This is a genomic window from uncultured Campylobacter sp. (assembly GCF_938045625.1).
GTDB lineage: Bacteria > Campylobacterota > Campylobacteria > Campylobacterales > Campylobacteraceae > Campylobacter_A.
The window spans coordinates 1-16,383 of the sequence record NZ_CALIAV010000022.1 but is presented as its reverse complement, the minus strand read 5'-3'; the positions used below and the strand labels follow the sequence as shown (position 1 = coordinate 16,383).

Below are 16,383 nucleotides of genomic sequence, written 5' to 3'. Positions count from 1 at the left end.
AAATTTAGATTAAGCAGATAGTTTGTTTACGAGTTTTGCGAGGCGTCCTACGCGGCGAGAAGCTGTTTGTTTTTTCAAAAAACCCTTGCTAACGAAGCTGTGGAAATCTTTGTTTGCCACTTTAAACGCGTTTAGCGCGGCTTCTTTATCGCCTGCCTCAACGGCTACGCGCACGGCTTTAGTGATATTTTTAAGCCTAGTGCGGTAAAATCTGTTTCTTTCAGTCCTTTTGATAGTCTGTCTGGCTCTTTTTTCAGAAGATTTATGGTTTGCCATAATGTCCCTTTTGTCATAATTTTAGTCCGTGATTATATAAAAATCAGTTTTAAAATCCGCTTAATTTAAGTAAAATTTAAAGCGAGGAAATTTACAACTTAAATTTGGATATTTTTTGATAAAATAGGTCGGAAATTTAATAAATTTATGGAATTTGCCAAGCAAAAAGCTGTCTGGCAAATTCTGCGGCGCAGTATTTTGAGATGGATTTGAAGTTGTGCGGAAATTTTCGTCCCAAGGCTAGACCTCTGCTTGCAGTTGCGAGCAAAGCGAAGCAAAGGTAGTCTGCCGCAGGGCGAAAATTTTAAACTCATTCAAAACCAGCGTAGCGACGCCACAGGCGGGGTTTCTATAAAGACGCTCAAAAGACAAGCCGATATAAGCTATAAAAGGAAAAATAATGAAACTATTCGGTACCGACGGCGTCCGCGGCAAAGCCGGCGAAAAACTCTCCGCCGCAACATCCATGCGCCTTGCTATGGCTGCGGGGATATATTTTAGGCAGTTTGCGTCGCACACAAACACTATTTTACTAGGCAAAGACACGCGCAAAAGCGGCTACATGATCGAGACCGCCATCGTCGCGGGGCTCACGGCCGTAGGCTACAACGTCCGTCAGATCGGCCCGATGCCTACTCCTGCGATCGCGTTTCTCACCGAAGATATGCGCTGCGACGCGGGCATCATGATCAGCGCCTCGCACAACCCGTACTACGATAACGGTATCAAATTTTTTGACAGCGAAGGCAATAAACTGAGCGAAGAGGCCGAAGCGCAGATAGAAAAGATTTACTTCGACGACGCGCTCATCGAGAGATCGCAAAAGCAGATGCTAGAAATCGGCGCGGCAAAGCGTATCGACGACGTTATCGGCCGCTATATCGTACAGATCAAAAACTCATTTCCTAAAAACCTCAGCTTGCACGGATTGCGCGTAGTTCTAGACGTCGCAAACGGCGCTGCGTACAAGGTCGCTCCGACTATCTTTAGCGAGCTAGGAGCTGAAACCATCGTCATAAACGACGAACCAAACGGTAGCAACATAAACCTAAACTGCGGCGCGCTCTATCCACAAAATTTAGCCTCCGAAGTCGTGCGATTACGGGCGGATTTAGGCTTTGCATTTGACGGCGACGCCGATAGACTCGTGGTTGTCGACGAGTGCGGCGAGGTGGCAAACGGCGATAGTTTGCTAGGCGTCATGGCGGCATTTTTACAAGAAAACAAAGCCCTAAAAGGCGGCGCAGTCGTGGCTACAGTGATGAGCAACGCGGCGCTCGAAGACTATCTAAAATCCCACAAAATCAAGCTCCTGCGCGCAAACGTCGGCGACAAATACGTGCTTGAAAAGATGAAAGAAAACGGCACGAATTTCGGCGGCGAACAGAGCGGTCACATCATATTTAGCGACTACGCAAAGACGGGCGACGGACTCGTGGCGGCGCTGCAGTTTGCGGCACTGGTGCTAAAAAAAGACAAAAAAGCGAGCGAAATTTTAAGCGAGATAAAACCGTATCCGCAAATTTTGCTAAATTTAAAGATAACCGAGAAAAAGCCGCTTGAAAGCATCGCGGGGCTAAAAGAGCTTGAAGCAAGCCTCACAAAAGAGGGCATCCGCTCGCTATTTCGCTACTCGGGCACCGAAAACCTCATCAGGCTTTTACTCGAGGGCAAGTGCGCCGACGCACTAAAAACCCGCATGGACGAGGTCGAGAAATTTTTCCTAAAAGCTCTAAATGGCTAAAATTTTAGGCGTTTTTTTTGCGGCGTTTTTTATCGTTTTCGCGCTCGATCAGGCGGTCAAGCAGATATTTTTGGGCGGTTTTTCGTGGCAGGGCGAGTACTTTTCGCTAGTGCTTGCTTACAACCGAGGCGTAGCGTTTTCGATGTTCGCGTTTCTGAGAGAATGGCTAAAATTTATCCAGCTGGCGTTGATCGCGGGCGTTTGCGGCTATCTGCTTTGGAGGTTAAAGCGTAAATTTGACGCGCGGGCTGTGGCAAAAATGGAGCCAAATTTAAGCGCAAACGGCGAAAAAAAGGAAATTTTAGAGGAGCATGCGCTAGGAGCGGGTATAATCCTGGGCGCGGGCAGTTCAAATTTGCTCGATCGCTTCGTTCACGGTGGCGTCGTCGACTACGTCTACTGGCACAAGTGGTTTGAGTTTGCGATCTTTAACCTCGCCGACGTTATGATCGACGTCGGGGTCGTACTCATACTCTGGCAAAGCTTTGCCGCGGGGCGAAAAGGTGCTAAAAATGGGCGATAACGTTTATATAGCCTACGCGCTTTGGCTGCTTACGGGCTGGTTTGGCGGGCACAGATTTTATCTGGGTAAATTCGTGAGCGGATTTGCGATGATGGTGCTGTTTTTCATCGGATATAGCCTAGCGTGGGCGCTTGTCGGCTACGTATTTTGGGCGCTTTGGGGCGCGTGGTGGCTCTTTGATCTGCGCTTAACCGGCGCGGCCGTCGAGAAAAATCAGAAAAAAGAAGCGCTAAAAGACAAACTGCGCGCGCAAGACCTCGAAGAGCGGCTAAGACGACTCTATGAGCTTTATGAGAGCGGCGCGATAAGTAAAGAGGAATTTGAAGCGAGGAAGGAAATTTTGCTAGGGTGAGGCTCGGTAAATTTACGAGAATTTGATCGATTTTCTAATCGCAAACGGCCAAATTTAGCATTTTCAAGGTACGGGTCTCGGTGAATCAAATTTGCAAATTTGACTTCAAAATTTGAACGTAAAATGATAAGGCGTAGGATTTTGAGATGATTTTTGGGGTTTTGAAGTTAAAATTTGACGAAGATAAGGCATATAGCCTATCGAGTCAAATTTTAACGAAATCCACAAAAAGCGCTCGCGAGACAAGCCGTTTAAAAGGAAAGAAATGATTTTATTGATAGATAATTATGACAGCTTCGTTTTCAACGTGGAGCAGTACCTACGCGAGCTAACCGACGAAGAAGTACGCTGCGTGCGCAACGACAAGATCACTCTGGATGAAATCCGCAGGCTAAATCCGAGCAAAATCGTGCTAAGCCCGGGACCGAAACACCCGCAAGATAGCGGCATTTGCCTAGAGATTTTAAAAAGCGACATCACCGCGCCGATCCTTGGTATCTGCCTCGGACATCAGGCGATCGGGCTCGTTTACAGCGCCAAAATCAAACGCCTAGAAAGGCCCTATCACGGCAAAACTTCGCTCATAAAAGTTAGCCGCAAAGAGCCGCTGTTTACGGGGCTGCCGGATGAATTTGAGGTCATGCGCTACCACTCGCTTTACGTGGATGAGCTACCGTCAAATTTGCAGGCCGCTGCCGTGAGCGAGGACGGCGTAGTGATGGCTCTTAGCGTGAGAGACAGGCCGATTTTTGGTATCCAATTTCATCCAGAGAGCTACTTCACGCAGTACGGCAAAAAAATCATCGAAAATTTCATCAACTACGAAGCCGCGCCTGTGGCAGACGTCGCCAAAGAGCCCAAAATCCGCCCGCTCAAGCCGTTTCTAATCAAGCTTCAAGAAAACGAACGCCTAGACGACCGCGACTTTGAGCAAATTTGCGAAATCATCGCGAGCAAAGAGTACGAGATCACGCAGCTAGCCGCGCTTTTGGTGCTGATCAGCGAAAAAAGCCTCTATCCGCAAAGCCTCGCAAGCCTCGCCAAAAACATCCTAAAATACTCGCAGACCTACCGCGATCCTTCGCCGATGATCGATCTTTGCGGCACGGGCGGCGACGGCTTTAAGACGATAAATATATCAACGACCGTCGCATTTATCTTAGCGAGCCTTGGCGTCAAGGTCGCAAAGCACGGAAACAAAGCCGTTTCTAGCAAATCAGGCAGCTCAGACGTGCTGGAAATTTTGGGCGTTAAGAGCTCAAATTCGCTCCTACGACAACGCGAGCTGCTAAACGATAAAAATTTAGCCTTTTTCCACGCACCGTTTTTCCATCCGTTAGTTGGCGAAGTGCGCGAAGTGCGTCAGCGCCTAGGCATCCGCACGGTTTTTAACGTACTTGGCCCGCTGCTAAATCCAAATTTGGCGCTCAAAAATCAGCTCGTGGGCGTCTATCATAAGCCGGTTTTACGCCTCTACGCCGAGACGCTGCAGCTGCTGGGACGCGAGCGAGCGCTGGTAGTTCGCGGCGAGGACGGACTAGACGAGATTAGCCTGTGCGATGAGACGCGCGTCGTAGAGCTACGCGGTGGCCAGACCAGCGAGTACAGCATCACGCCCGAGCAGTTTGGTTTTAGACGGGCGTTTCACAGCGAGATCGAGGGTGGCACGCCTGAGCAAAACGCCGAAATTTTAAAGCAAATTTTAAAAGGCGAGATTAGCGGACCGAAATTTGACATAGTCGTGCTAAACGCGATGTTTGCGCTCTATGCAGCAGGCGTCGCTGATAGCCCAGCGCAGGCCAAAGAGGTCATCTTAGACGCGATAAAAAGCGGTAAAGTTTATCGCTTTTTCGAGGACTACGTGCGAGGCAAAGCGTGACGCTGGTTAAAATTTGCGGTATCAAAACGCCTGAGGAAGCGCGCGAGGTGGCGAGCCTGGACGTAGATTTTTTGGGTGCGATATTTGCCAAAAGCAAACGTCAAGTAAGCGCTCAGACGGCGCGCGAGATAGTGAGTATCGCACACGCGGCGGGCAAAAAATGTGTCGGCGTTTTTGCCGGACAAAGCGACTGCGAGATAATGGAAATCTGCGAATTTGTCCCGCTTGACGCGGCGCAGATCCACGGAGAGGTTAGCTCAAATTTGTACGCAAATTTAAAGGCGATGGGGCTAGAGGTTTGGCGCGTTTATAGCGTGCTAGACGCACTTCCAGCCGTCGATACAGCGCTTTGCGATATGCCGCTTTTTGACTGCAAGGGTGAAAACGCAGGCGGCAACGGCATTAGCTTTGATTGGGAGATTTTACGGGAGGTCAAATTTGACTTTGGCATGGCGGGTGGCATCGGCGAGCACAACGCGCGCGAAGCGGTCAAATTTAACCCGCGAGTGCTCGATCTAAACTCAAAAGTCGAGGATGAAAACGGTATAAAATCGGCCGATAAAATAAAGAAAATTTTGGAGCTGATAAAGGCGTAAATTTGCTTGCGGCGAAGGCAAATTTACGCCTTTGCCGCCTTGCCTAAATAAAATATCGCTTGTTTCAAATTTTCTCATTTTACCCGCTTGCCGGTTGGTGTGACCGCACCACATCCCAAATAAGCCTAATAAAAACTTAAAATGCTAAAATAAACGAAAATTTAAAGGATACCGATGAACACTAAAGCATATTTCGGCAAATTCGGCGGACAGTTCGTGCCAGAAACCGTGATGTTCGCGCTAGATGAGCTCGAGGACGCATATGAGCGCATAGTAAAAACGGCTGAATTTGAGGCCGAGCTAGACGATCTACTAAAAAACTACGTCGGACGCCCAAGCCCGCTATATCACGCAAAACGCCTTAGCTCGCACTACGGGCATGAAATTTATCTAAAGCGCGAGGATCTAAACCACACGGGCGCGCATAAGATAAATAACGCCCTAGCCCAGGCGCTTCTAGCCAAAAAAATGGGCAAAAAGAAGGTTTTAGCAGAGACGGGCGCGGGTCAGCACGGCGTAGCGACTGCGACCGCGGCGGCATTGCTCGGCCTTGAGTGCGACGTATATATGGGTGCGACCGATGTAGAGCGTCAGCAGCTAAACACATTTCGCATGCAGCTTTTAGGCGCCAGAGTCGTGAGCGTAGAAGAGGGTCTAAAAACCCTAAAAGAGGCCACTACCGCAGCGATCCAAGCGTGGGTAAACGAGATAGAAAGCGCCTTTTACGTCATCGGCTCGGCAGTTGGCCCGCACCCCTATCCTAGGATCGTGCGCGACTTCCAGAGTATCATCGGCCACGAGACCAAGGCCCAGCTAAAAGAATACGGCGTGCATCCGGACTACGTCATCGCCTGCGTCGGCGGCGGCAGCAACGCGATCGGTATCTTTAGCGCGTTTTTGGGCGACGCGGACGTAAATTTGATCGGAGTCGAGGCAGCAGGGCTTGGCGCACACACGCCCTATCACGCCGCGACGCTAACCAAGGGCCGCACAGGCATCATCCACGGCATGAAAACGATCGTTTTGCAAGACGAGTACGGCATGATCGAGCCGGTGCATAGCATCTCGGCGGGACTTGACTATCCAGGTGTAGGACCGGAGCACGCGCACCTCCACGAGAGCAAACGAGTCGCCTACTACGGCGTCACCGACGACGAGTGCATAAACGCGCTATATCTAACCAGCCGCCTAGAAGGCATCATACCTGCGATCGAAAGCTCGCACGCGTTAGCGTATTTAGAAAAGCTATGTCCAAATTTGACGAAAAAAAGCGTCATCGTCGTAAACGTCTCGGGGCGCGGCGACAAAGATATAAACACCGTGATGAGCTACGAGAAAGGAAAAATTTATGGCTAAGGTAAAAGATGCGTTCGCGGGTAAAAAAGCAAACATCGGCTACGTCGTGGCCGGATATCCTAGCGCCAAGGCGACGAAGGAGTTTTTATTAAATTTAGACGGCAGCTACCTAGATCTACTTGAGCTTGGCATCCCTTACTCCGATCCACTAGCAGACGGTAAACTCATCGCGCAAGCCAGCTTTGAAACCGCCGCAAAGGGCGTAAATACGGACGCGATATTTTCCATGCTAGAAGAGTGCAAAGGCAAGATAAATAAACCCGTCGTTTTTCTCGTGTATTTTAACATCGTGTTTGCTTACGGCGTAGAGAATTTTATCGCCCGCTCAAAAGAGGTCGGTATAGCAGGCTTTATCATCCCCGATCTGCCGTTTGAGGAGAGCGAGGAGGTAGCTGGGCTGTGCGCTAAATTTGACCTTGATCTCATACCGCTAATCAGCGTCACGTCGCAAAACCGCGCGGATAAAATTTTAAAATTTGGCTCAGGATTTGTCTATGCTCTGGGCGCTATCGGCGTGAGCGGCTCGCAGCGAGCAAGCGAGGAGCGACTAAAAGCGCTAGTAGAGGGTCTAAAAAAAAGAAGCGATCTGCCTGTCGCGGTAGGCTTTGGCGTGAAAAATAAAAACGATGCCGACGAGGTAAAAACCTATGCCGACGGCGCGATAATCGGCACCGAGATAGTAAAGCTCACGGCCAAATTTGAGGGCGAAGAGCTGATAAAGCAAATCAATAAACTTTTTTAAATTTAGCCGCGTTTGCGTTAAATTTAAGTATAATCAAAAAATTTCGTTTAAAGGACGACGCGATGATGGACGTTGCGGAGCTTGGGATCAAGCATCTGTGCGAGGATACCCTGGGCTACAAGGTAGAGAGCGCAAAGAGCGCGGAAGGGGAATTTTACGGCTCGAGCTTGCCGATTTTTAAGGGCAAAGAGGAGTTTCACTTTTATCTTTACTTTAAAAAAGATACGCTAAATCGCTTTGCTAGCGTGCTTCTTGGCGTTGATAAACTAGCTGAGGACGAGCTAAGCGACATCTGCAAAGAGGTGGCAAATCTCACGATCGGCTACGCTAAAAATCTACTCAACGAACGCGAAGCAAACGCCTATAAACTAGGCACTCCCGAGTATCTAGGCAGGACGAGCTTTCACGTCAAACTAGACGACAAGCGCGTCTATAAAATCAAAAATAGAACATTTCAAATAGGATATAAAAAAGCATGAGCGAAGAACTACAAGAAGTAACCGCCGTAGAAACGGCGCTGCAAGGGGTTCAGGAGATGTTGCAAGAGCGCGGCGGGCTTTTTAAAAGCTACGACGAGTTGATGGATATCGGAGTTGATTTTATCTCGGAGCTCGGCACCACGACTATTAGCGTAAAACAGCTCTTAAAGCTCGAAGTAGGCTCTGTAATCGACCTAGAAAAGCCTGCCGGCGAGAGCGTGGAGCTTTTTATAAACAACCGAATTTTCGGCAAGGGCGAAGTTATGGTTTACGAAAAAAACCTCGCCATCAGGATAAATGAAATCCTCGACTCAAAATCCGTCATCCAGTACTTTAAACGAGAGCAACTATGAGGATTTTTGCCGCGCTTTTGTTGTTTTTCGTAGCGCTTTGGGGTTCAAATTTATCCACATATAACGTCTACGAGCGCAGCGACCGCGTCGATATCATGCTTAGCTTTGATGCACCTTATAGCGGAGCGATCTTGCAAGAGCGCAAAGACGGCGCGATAACCCTGCTTTTTACAGACCTGCAAAACGATCAAAATATCGAAAAAAGCGTAAACTCAAGCATACTACAAGAGCTTTTGTTTGAGCCTAGGGGCCAAAATTTAGCCCTCGTGATAAAAAGCGACGCGCAAGTAGCCGTTAGCGCATCAAAAACCACCGACGGCTTTGGCCTGCGTATACGCGTGACGTCTGAAAATGCAGCGAACTCAGCCGCCGCAACAACACTCTCGCCACAAGAAACTAGAGAAAATATAACCGAAGCGACGAATTTATCCGGCGATCAAAACGCATCAAATTTGACCGCGTCTGCTCAAGGTGCCGGCCTAAATTTAAGCGCGCAAAACGGCGACGTAAATTTTATGACGCAGGGCATGAGCGATATGATCGATTATAGATATTACTCGGTTTTGGGCGTTTTGGCGCTACTTTTACTCACGCTCTTATTCATCAAAACAAAACTAAAAAATAAGCAAAACGCATTTAAAACAAAGCAAAAAAACGACTGGTTTGAAAAGGTAAAAAAAGACGAAGAGGTGGAGATAATCTACGAAAAACAGCTTGACGGCGTCAATAAAGTCGTGCTTTTTCAGCACCTTGACAGACGCTACCTAGTGCTAACGGGCGCCTCAAACGTACTTTTGGATAAATTCGGCGAAGAAAAGATGACAAGCGAGCAGGACTTCCAGAGCTTTTTTGAGGAAAATCAAAAAAAGCTAAACGCCTACATCGAAAACCGCCAACCTCTTGATGCATATAAAGATAAGGCCAGTATAGACTAAAAATCGGAGATAAATTTGTCCAAAAACGATTTGGAAATTTTAAAAGAATTTATAAACGATAAAGAGGCTCAAGAAAAATTTAACGCTATCAAAAATAGCGTAATGGACTTTAATATCTTTGAAATTGCCGGTCTTGGCAATCAAGAAATAAAACACTCAAACACCCTAGCTTGGCTTTTTGGAGATAATGAACACGGACTAAAATATCAAATTTTAGAAGGATTTTTAAAATTTACGTTAGAAAATAGCGATAATACTTCAGAAGGCTACAAAAATTTAGAAAAATATCTAAAAATTCAAGAAAAAAATATAAGAGTTTTTAGAGAAAGCGATAATATTGATCTTTTGCTAATTGACGAAAATAATAAACTTGTCATAACGATAGAAAACAAGGTTGAAGCGGATGAAGGCGAAGAACAGTTGCTCAAATATCGCAAATTTATTGACGATAAATATAATGATTTTGAAAGAATTTATATTTTCTTGACAAAAGACGGTCGCTTGCCTGCAGATGAGACAGAGCGAGGCTGGTGGCTAATAGCGACATACAAAATGGTAAGCAAAAACATAGAAAGTTTATTGAATAAGAATCAAACAATATCAGAAAAAGCAAAAATTATTTTATTAAGTTATGTTGATTTATTAAAAGGAGAAAATATCGTGGAAGACGATATATTGCAAGCTATTTGCGATGATGTCTGGAATAACCCAAAATATAAAAGAGTACTCGAAATTTTAATTAGCCATAGAGAAACAAACATAGATATATTGTACAGGCTAATTATTAATAAGTTAGAGGAGTGCGGTATAAGAAAATACAATACCGACGTCTTCGATATTAAAACCAATGGAACCGATTTGATCGCGAAAAAGATATTTGAGAAATCATGGGCGGAAGTTTCATCGAAAGTTATATCTATAATAATAGAAAAACAACTCAGAAAACACCACAAAGTATTAAGAATATCATACTATCATCATAGCATTAAAGAGGATAAAGTTATAAAAATACAGTCAAAAATTAGAGAAAACCTAAAAATAGACAATAGCACTCAATTTACATATATATGCGAACCAATAAAAGAAGATTCTCTAGAAAATTTTACAGAAAATCAACTTCAATCCAAGGCAGAAGAATTAGTAGGCATTATTAAAGAGCAAATAAATATTTTTAATAATATAGTCAAAAGTGAACTAGGAATTTCCTAGTTCACGCAAAACAGATCGCAAAAGTATCCGGCTTGGTCATCTTTTTGATATTTTCCTTCGCCATAAACAGCTCCTTGGCGCCGTAAATTTGCAAAGTATGGTTGATAAACTCAAACTCCAGCTTCTTATGCACGCAGTTTGCATCGAGATTTTTAGCAAGCGCGAGAATAAAACTCAGCCAGCGCACGACATCCTCGCTCGGTAGCAGGTTTTTAAATCGCTCAAATTCGCTCGAGGTTTTCTTGCCGTTTTGTGCGATGATCGCGGCAACCAGGCATTTTTGCGCATGCGAAAAGCCGTAGTTTAGGGCATTTAACACAAAAAACGCCGAGCTAGCGTGCTCGCCATAAAATCCCAAACACTGCGCCACGCTATGCAATCTAGCAGCGACAGCCAGCTCGCTCTCGTATCGCCCCTCAAGCCCATGCAACGGCTTTAGCGCGGCAAATAGATCTTTGGCGTATTTCACGATCGTTTTGTTATCGTCTAGTAAAAATCTATCCTGCAAACTCCTCACGCTCGGGTTAAAGTTCGGCGGAAATTTACGCGTCGGGCGCAAGATATCGCTCAAAAACACGCCCTCTCTAAAGCCCGCGCCGCTAGTATAGATGTTTTGCGCACCCACAGCATCCACTGCGCCCAAAAATATGAGCGCGCCTTCTCTAATCGTATCGAAGCGATCTTTTTTTATGCCAAATTTCCCGAGCTCAAGCACGCTCGCTCGCGCGAGATTTTCGATGAAGTTTTTGTGGTTTTGAAATTTGTAGGCAAAGTTATGCACGGTTTTTAGCGGATAGTCTTGCGCCGACATGATGGCTGAAGATATCGCGCGCAGGCTACCTCCGATGGCGACTAGATTTTTGCTTTTAAAGTTTTTAGGCAAGCTTTTAAACGCCTCTTTGATAAAGGGCGCTGCGGCGTTTAAATTTTTCTTATCGAAAAATAGCTCCTTTAGCCGCACGGTGCCTAAATTTAACGATACGGCATCAGTTATCTTGCCACCGCTAACAAGCGCTAGCTCGGCAGAACCGCCACCGATATCAAGCGTGACAAACTCGTCTAGGGGTTCTAGCAAATTTAGTGCCGCCACGCCGCCAAACGTCGCTTCATCCTTGCCGCTAACGACCTTTAAATTTATCCCAAGCTCTTTGCGCGCCATACTTATGAGCAGGCCGGCGTTTGGGGCGTCGCGCAGAGCCGAGGTGCCCATGGCTAAAATTTTCGCGCATTTGTAGTTTTTTGCGATATTTTTAAACTCGCTAAGCGCCTCGAAGGCCTTTTGCATGGACTTTTCCGAGATCTCGCCGCCATGTTCGTACGCGCCCTCGCCCAGACGCACCTTCATCTTAAATTCGCCGATGATGTGAAACGCGTAACGCGAAGTCTTTTCAAAAATCGCCATTCGCATCGAATTTGAGCCTAGATCTATGACGGCGGTTCGTTTTGCCATTTATTTGCCTTTATTATTTTTATTTATCGCTAGAGTGAGGGTCGAGACCGCACCGCTGCGCCCATCGGTGCGGTTTTTGATAGATACCGAGCCGCCCAGAGCCTGAGCCGCGCCCTTAGCCAAAAATAGCCCAAGTCCCACTCCGCCCTTATCGCCAAAACGCTTAAACGGCGCAAAAAGATCCTTGCTCTCGTCGATGCCGCAGCCCTCGTCTACGACCTCGATGATAAATTCGTTTTCGCTAAGGCGCGAGCGTAGAGTAACCACAGCGCCGCGAGGAGAAAATTTGATCGCATTTTGGACGAAATTTTGGATAACGTGCGTTAAAAGCGTCGTTTGCAGCGTCATTTCAAGTCTGTTTGGCGCAAAATCAGTCGCGATATCCTTGCCCTCGCCGCGAGCTAAAATTTTAAAATTATTCGCAGATTGATTTAAAAACTCGATGATATCGATGCGCACGGCCTCCTCAAACTGCGCGCCCTCCTGCCGCCCAATCTCTAGGATCGAGCCGATCATTTTGTTCATCTGATTGATCGCTTCGTTGTTGTTTTTGAGTGCTTCGATATATTTTTCGCTCTCGCGCGGCTTTATTAGCGTGACTTCATTTTTGGTTTTCATCACCGCAAGCGGCGTTTTTAGCTCGTGCGCGACGCCGACAAAAAGCTCTTTTTGATAAAGCACGAACGTCTGAATACGCTCGATTAAGCGGTTTAGACTTCTGCCTAGCGGCTTAAACTCGGGCGGTAGCTCGTCAAGGCTCACCGTCTGCAAAAATCGCTCGTTTAAATTCGTCATTTTTCTGCTTAAAATTTTGATCGGCACAAGCAGCATCCGCGACAAAAACAGCACGTAAAAAATAATCAGGAGTATCGACGTAGCGTTTACTATGATGATATCGATTAAAATTTGATCTACGAGTTTGCTTTGATGGGTGGTGTCTTTGGTTAGCGCGATGCTAGTATCGTCCATATACGGGTAAAATAACGTCAAATGGGTCTTTTGGCCGACACTTTCCGTGACGAAATAAGGCGATACGGTCTTGCCCTCAACGAGCTTTGCCCTCGTGGGACTATCGTTTAGCGTGAAGTATTCAAACGGTTTTTCTACTTTAGATAAATTTGCGCTCGTGGATAAAATTTTAGCTTCGTAAGCGAGCGATTGGGAGATATTTTCGTAAATCGTAACCTTGATATACTGATATAAAAGGACGGAGATGATGAGAATTAGCATCGTAGAAGCCGATGCTAATTGCGCTATAAACCTAAGTCTTAGGCTTTTTTGGGAAAGCAAAATCTATACCCGCGTCTTCTGACCGTCTCGATAGTCGAGATATTTAGCGGCTTATCCATTTTTTGGCGGATTTGATTTATCGCCACTTCGATTACGTTTGGGGTTACAAGCTCAGGCTCCTCCCATATCGCATCTAGCAACTGCTCTTTGCTAACAATCTGGTCGCTGTGACGCGCAAGGTGAGTTAGTACTTCAAACGGCTTGCCTTTTAGCTCGATATCTTGGCCTAGATAGGTGATTTTCTCCTCGTCCGGATCGATGATGAGGTCGTCTATTTTGATAACGTTGGTGCCGCCAAAGCGCAGTCTCGCTTCGATTCTAGCTACCAAAACGTCGAAATCAAACGGCTTTTTGATATAGTCGTCCGCACCCGCTCTAAATGCTTTAACTTCGCTATCTTTATCGTCTTTCGCAGACAGTACGACTACTGCGGTGCGCGGAGATTTGTGTTTGATGATGTTGATTAGATCCACGCCGTCGCCGTCAGGCAACATCCAATCAGTCAAAACCAAATCGTAATTTCTAATACCGATGTAGTATTCGGCATCCTTGAAATTCTCCGAGCTGTCGGTCTGATAGCCGAACTCTTGCAAGCCCTCGGCGATGGTTTTGTTTAGAGTTACCTCATCTTCAACTATTAAAATTCTCATTTTTTCCCTTCAGTGAAATTTGTTGGGATTGTAGCATAAATTAAGCAAGATTTCAAGATACTTTAAAAAAAATTTAATATTTAAACTCGGCTCTTGCGCCAACCATCGCATTTTTGACGATCTCGATTTTTAAAATTTCCATTTTCAAAAAGCTAAGCGAGTTAAATTTTTCCTTCAACTTTTTCGCGCAAATTTCAAGCGAGCTCTCCACGCTGCCAAATTTCTCCCGCGCATAAATTTCCTCGATCAAATTTATCATTTCCACGTAGTCTATAAACTCGCCGCTTTCAAACTCTGCGCTAACTCTTACCTTTTGCGGCGTCACGCGCTCAGAATCAAGCAGTCCTATGATAGTACTAAACTCGTAATCTTTGATAATCGTCGTCAAATTACGCGCTTTTCTTGCCCGGTTATCAGGCGTTTTATGTTTGGCAGATGCTTGTAAACGACCAAAAACGCGATCAAAAATATCGGCGCATAGGAGTCGATATCAGGAATCTGCGGCTGAAGCGCAAAAGTCGCTACGATAAACGCCGCAAGCGCGGCTAGCGAGGCAAGCGAGGAGATTTTAAGCAGCTTGCCCACGACGAACCAAACTCCAAGCGCGATAGCGATCTCAAGAGGCAAAAATACCGCCAAAACGCCAGCTCCCGTGGCTATGCCCTTGCCGCCTTCAAATTTCAAAAACGGCGAATAGCAGTGCCCAAGCACTGAAAGTACCGCCATCGCCCAAAGCGTCGCGGGAGCAAGGCCAAAAAATTTCGCGATCAGTATCGGCAAAACACCCTTTAAAACGTCACAAACGACGGTCAAAATCGCGATTTTTTTAGCGAGTTTGGGGTCTTTTTGTTTTAGCACGCGCAAGACGTTCGTCGCGCCGATACTGCCGCTGCCTTCGCTTCTGATGTTCACTCCGCCGAAGATATAAGCCAAAATCACGCCCGAGGGGATACCGCCTAGCAGATACGCCGCGGCGTAAGCTATCAAATTTTCGTTCATTTTTTCATCCTGATTTTTGTTTCGATTTCGCAATATTAATTAAATTCGGCTGATTTTTTGATAAATCGGTCGTTTTGGAGGACGGTAAATTTGTAAATTTTACGCACCGAGACCTGCACCGCAAAAATGCTAAATTTGGTTTTGTCAAATTTGGATTTTAGTCTTTCTTGTTAAGGAGGAAGGGGCTTAAATTACGCTCTGCTTTGCAGTTGCGAGGCAACGCCAAAGCAAAAGAGCTCCCCTTTTGTATCCACCTTTCTCTTTTCTTTGGGAGAGGAAGGGGTTTCTACTTACGAAGCGTCGCCCCTTCCTCTCCCAAGCCCTCTCCAACCCCACTGCACGTTAGAGGTGGCGACACTGCTTTGCTCTGCGAGCAAAGCGTCGCAGGTTTAAAATGTGGGTCTCAGTGACTCAAATTTGCAAATTTGACTTCAAATTCGAGTATAAAACGGTAAGGTGAAGTATTTTTTCTTTAGACGAGGCGGAAATTAGCCGAGCGAGGGCGCATACAAGTAGTATGTAACCGAGCTTCGGCGAAATTTCCTTCTGCTTGCAGTTGCGAGTGTAACGAAGCAAAGCGAAGTATAAAGGAAAAAGACAAGCCGCAATCACTTCACAAGATCGGCCAAAACCTTTGCCGCATGCTCCTTGGCTTTCACGCTCTTATACACCTTCGCGATCTTGCCGTCTTTGCCGATCACAAAGGTCGAGCGCGCTATGCCCAGATACTCTTTGCCGTAATTTTTCTTCACTTGCCAGACGCCGTAGAGTTTGGCGACTTCGTGCGTAGGATCGCTTAGCAGGATGTGCTTTAGGCTCTGTTTTTGCGCAAAGCCGGCGTGCGACTTGACGCTATCGGGACTAACGCCCACGATCACGGTGTCTTTGGCTATAAAGTCGTCGTAAAGCGCGCTAAATTCGCATGCTTCGGTCGTGCAACCCGGGGTGTTGTCCTTTGGATAAAAGTACAGCACAACGTTTTTGCCGACGAAGTCTTTTAGGCTGACGCTTACGCCGTCGCTGTTTTCTAGGCTAAACTCCGGCGCCGTATCGCCCGCTACTAGCGTGATTTTTCGCTCCAAATCCTCTTTAGAAAATTCGCTCATTTTTGCTCCTTTCTGATCTCCTCAAGCGTCTTGCCGCCCGAGCCTATCGAGCTTGCGTCGTATGTCTCGATATAAATTTGCACTCGTTCGCGGTTTTTGCCCAGCACGCGCACCATAGTGTCGGTCATCTCCTCGACCAGCTTTTGCTTTTGCTCTTTTGTCGGCTCCGGGCCTGCCATTTTGACGTTTATGAAAGGCATTTTTTCTCCTTAAATTTGATAAATAGAGACTAATTATATCAAAATTTAATCAGTTGCCCAGCTCGTTTGCGCGTTAAAATTTAAGCCTTCATATTAAAATATAGCTTTAAATTTGATATTTAAGTAAAATCTAAAGCTATTGTGATTATTATGTGATTTGATAGTAGTAAAATTAGCTAAATTTATCCCAAAAGGAGCGAATATGCGTAAGAATTTTTTCGGTTCTATCGTTTTGGCTGCGGCC

At 46.2% G+C, this 16,383-nt stretch carries 19 protein-coding genes; 11 read left to right on the top strand and 8 right to left on the bottom strand.

The window, feature by feature from the left end; genetic code table 11:
- Window positions 1–9 precede the first annotated feature (9 nt).
- Window positions 10–276: a 30S ribosomal protein S20 gene (gene rpsT / locus Q0386_RS01830; protein ID WP_002949506.1), complete on the bottom strand. Its 267-nt coding sequence runs from the start codon at window positions 274–276 to the stop codon at window positions 10–12.
- A 400-nt stretch (window positions 277–676) separates the two neighbouring features.
- On the opposite strand from rpsT, the gene glmM reads away from it, so the two are divergent.
- The 11 genes from glmM to Q0386_RS01775 all read left to right on the top strand — a co-directional run bounded on the left by glmM (window position 677) and on the right by Q0386_RS01775 (window position 10,444).
- The gene (gene glmM / locus Q0386_RS01825; protein ID WP_299026223.1) at window positions 677–2,020 is read left to right on the top strand and encodes a phosphoglucosamine mutase; all 1,344 of its coding nucleotides are present in this window, start codon (window positions 677–679) and stop codon (window positions 2,018–2,020) included.
- The gene (locus tag Q0386_RS01820; RefSeq protein WP_299026220.1) at window positions 2,013–2,543 is read left to right on the top strand and encodes a signal peptidase II; all 531 of its coding nucleotides are present in this window, start codon (window positions 2,013–2,015) and stop codon (window positions 2,541–2,543) included. The genes glmM and Q0386_RS01820 overlap by 8 nt, the downstream gene beginning before the upstream one ends.
- Window positions 2,533–2,895 carry an NINE protein gene (locus tag Q0386_RS01815; RefSeq protein ID WP_299026217.1) on the top strand — a complete coding sequence of 121 codons (363 nt, stop codon included), beginning with the start codon at window positions 2,533–2,535 and terminating at the stop codon, window positions 2,893–2,895. The genes Q0386_RS01820 and Q0386_RS01815 overlap by 11 nt, the downstream gene beginning before the upstream one ends.
- A gap of 265 nt (window positions 2,896–3,160) precedes the next feature.
- Complete coding sequence (gene trpD, locus Q0386_RS01810; protein ID WP_299026214.1) at window positions 3,161–4,774, top strand: anthranilate phosphoribosyltransferase; 1,614 nt, start codon at window positions 3,161–3,163, stop codon at window positions 4,772–4,774.
- Complete coding sequence (locus Q0386_RS01805; protein ID WP_299026211.1) at window positions 4,771–5,370, top strand: phosphoribosylanthranilate isomerase; 600 nt, start codon at window positions 4,771–4,773, stop codon at window positions 5,368–5,370. Before trpD ends, Q0386_RS01805 begins: the two co-directional genes overlap by 4 nt.
- Window positions 5,371–5,544: 174 nt before the next feature.
- The gene (gene trpB, locus Q0386_RS01800) at window positions 5,545–6,726 is read left to right on the top strand and encodes a tryptophan synthase subunit beta (RefSeq protein WP_299026208.1); all 1,182 of its coding nucleotides are present in this window, start codon (window positions 5,545–5,547) and stop codon (window positions 6,724–6,726) included.
- Window positions 6,719–7,468: a tryptophan synthase subunit alpha gene (gene trpA / locus Q0386_RS01795; RefSeq protein ID WP_299026206.1), complete on the top strand. Its 750-nt coding sequence runs from the start codon at window positions 6,719–6,721 to the stop codon at window positions 7,466–7,468. Before trpB ends, trpA begins: the two co-directional genes overlap by 8 nt.
- A 65-nt stretch (window positions 7,469–7,533) precedes the next feature.
- Entirely contained in the window at window positions 7,534–7,947 is a 414-nt protein-coding gene (locus Q0386_RS01790) for a chemotaxis protein CheX (RefSeq protein WP_299026311.1), read from the top strand.
- Between the two features lie 56 nt (window positions 7,948–8,003).
- Window positions 8,004–8,300, top strand: coding sequence for a flagellar motor switch protein FliN (gene fliN, locus Q0386_RS01785; RefSeq protein ID WP_034957998.1), 297 nt, complete (start codon window positions 8,004–8,006; stop codon window positions 8,298–8,300).
- Complete coding sequence (locus Q0386_RS01780) at window positions 8,297–9,235, top strand: excinuclease ABC subunit A (protein WP_299026203.1); 939 nt, start codon at window positions 8,297–8,299, stop codon at window positions 9,233–9,235. Before fliN ends, Q0386_RS01780 begins: the two co-directional genes overlap by 4 nt.
- 15 nt (window positions 9,236–9,250) lie before the next feature.
- Entirely contained in the window at window positions 9,251–10,444 is a 1,194-nt protein-coding gene (locus tag Q0386_RS01775; protein WP_299026200.1) for a PD-(D/E)XK nuclease family protein, read from the top strand.
- Between the two features lies 1 nt (window position 10,445).
- Here Q0386_RS01775 and Q0386_RS01770 read toward each other — a convergent pair whose 3' ends face one another.
- From Q0386_RS01770 to Q0386_RS01740, 7 genes are all read right to left on the bottom strand, one after another.
- The gene (locus Q0386_RS01770) at window positions 10,446–11,894 is read right to left on the bottom strand and encodes a Ppx/GppA phosphatase family protein (RefSeq protein WP_299026197.1); all 1,449 of its coding nucleotides are present in this window, start codon (window positions 11,892–11,894) and stop codon (window positions 10,446–10,448) included.
- Window positions 11,895–13,124 carry a HAMP domain-containing sensor histidine kinase gene (locus Q0386_RS01765; RefSeq protein ID WP_299026194.1) on the bottom strand — a complete coding sequence of 410 codons (1,230 nt, stop codon included), beginning with the start codon at window positions 13,122–13,124 and terminating at the stop codon, window positions 11,895–11,897.
- A gap of 38 nt (window positions 13,125–13,162) precedes the next feature.
- The gene (gene hsrA, locus Q0386_RS01760) at window positions 13,163–13,834 is read right to left on the bottom strand and encodes a homeostatic response regulator transcription factor HsrA (protein ID WP_002947350.1); all 672 of its coding nucleotides are present in this window, start codon (window positions 13,832–13,834) and stop codon (window positions 13,163–13,165) included.
- Between the two features lie 73 nt (window positions 13,835–13,907).
- Window positions 13,908–14,222 (bottom strand): dihydroneopterin aldolase, encoded by a 315-nt coding sequence (locus Q0386_RS01755; protein WP_299026191.1) that lies wholly within the window; start codon window positions 14,220–14,222, stop codon window positions 13,908–13,910.
- Window positions 14,219–14,833, bottom strand: a complete 615-nt coding sequence (gene plsY / locus Q0386_RS01750) for a glycerol-3-phosphate 1-O-acyltransferase PlsY (protein ID WP_299026188.1) — start codon at window positions 14,831–14,833, stop codon at window positions 14,219–14,221. Before plsY ends, Q0386_RS01755 begins: the two co-directional genes overlap by 4 nt.
- A gap of 608 nt (window positions 14,834–15,441) precedes the next feature.
- Complete coding sequence (gene bcp / locus Q0386_RS01745) at window positions 15,442–15,939, bottom strand: thioredoxin-dependent thiol peroxidase (RefSeq protein WP_295144267.1); 498 nt, start codon at window positions 15,937–15,939, stop codon at window positions 15,442–15,444.
- Window positions 15,936–16,139 carry a 4-oxalocrotonate tautomerase family protein gene (locus tag Q0386_RS01740; protein ID WP_002949321.1) on the bottom strand — a complete coding sequence of 68 codons (204 nt, stop codon included), beginning with the start codon at window positions 16,137–16,139 and terminating at the stop codon, window positions 15,936–15,938. Before Q0386_RS01740 ends, bcp begins: the two co-directional genes overlap by 4 nt.
- Window positions 16,140–16,383 lie beyond the last annotated feature (244 nt).

Bases quoted from the DNA above. Each gene is read 5' to 3' on its own strand.
- rpsT (WP_002949506.1), bottom strand. From the start codon at position 276: ATGGCAAACCATAAATCTTCTGAAAAAAGAGCCAGACAGACTATCAAA.
- glmM (WP_299026223.1), top strand. From the start codon at position 677: ATGAAACTATTCGGTACCGACGGCGTCCGCGGCAAAGCCGGCGAAAAA.
- Q0386_RS01820 (WP_299026220.1), top strand. From the start codon at position 2,013: ATGGCTAAAATTTTAGGCGTTTTTTTTGCGGCGTTTTTTATCGTTTTC.
- Q0386_RS01815 (WP_299026217.1), top strand. From the start codon at position 2,533: ATGGGCGATAACGTTTATATAGCCTACGCGCTTTGGCTGCTTACGGGC.
- trpD (WP_299026214.1), top strand. From the start codon at position 3,161: ATGATTTTATTGATAGATAATTATGACAGCTTCGTTTTCAACGTGGAG.
- trpB (WP_299026208.1), top strand. From the start codon at position 5,545: ATGAACACTAAAGCATATTTCGGCAAATTCGGCGGACAGTTCGTGCCA.
- trpA (WP_299026206.1), top strand. From the start codon at position 6,719: ATGGCTAAGGTAAAAGATGCGTTCGCGGGTAAAAAAGCAAACATCGGC.
- Q0386_RS01790 (WP_299026311.1), top strand. From the start codon at position 7,534: ATGGACGTTGCGGAGCTTGGGATCAAGCATCTGTGCGAGGATACCCTG.
- fliN (WP_034957998.1), top strand. From the start codon at position 8,004: ATGTTGCAAGAGCGCGGCGGGCTTTTTAAAAGCTACGACGAGTTGATG.
- Q0386_RS01780 (WP_299026203.1), top strand. From the start codon at position 8,297: ATGAGGATTTTTGCCGCGCTTTTGTTGTTTTTCGTAGCGCTTTGGGGT.
- Q0386_RS01770 (WP_299026197.1), bottom strand. From the start codon at position 11,894: ATGGCAAAACGAACCGCCGTCATAGATCTAGGCTCAAATTCGATGCGA.
- Q0386_RS01765 (WP_299026194.1), bottom strand. From the start codon at position 13,124: ATGCTAATTCTCATCATCTCCGTCCTTTTATATCAGTATATCAAGGTT.
- hsrA (WP_002947350.1), bottom strand. From the start codon at position 13,834: ATGAGAATTTTAATAGTTGAAGATGAGGTAACTCTAAACAAAACCATC.
- plsY (WP_299026188.1), bottom strand. From the start codon at position 14,833: ATGAACGAAAATTTGATAGCTTACGCCGCGGCGTATCTGCTAGGCGGT.
- bcp (WP_295144267.1), bottom strand. From the start codon at position 15,939: ATGAGCGAATTTTCTAAAGAGGATTTGGAGCGAAAAATCACGCTAGTA.
- Q0386_RS01740 (WP_002949321.1), bottom strand. From the start codon at position 16,139: ATGCCTTTCATAAACGTCAAAATGGCAGGCCCGGAGCCGACAAAAGAG.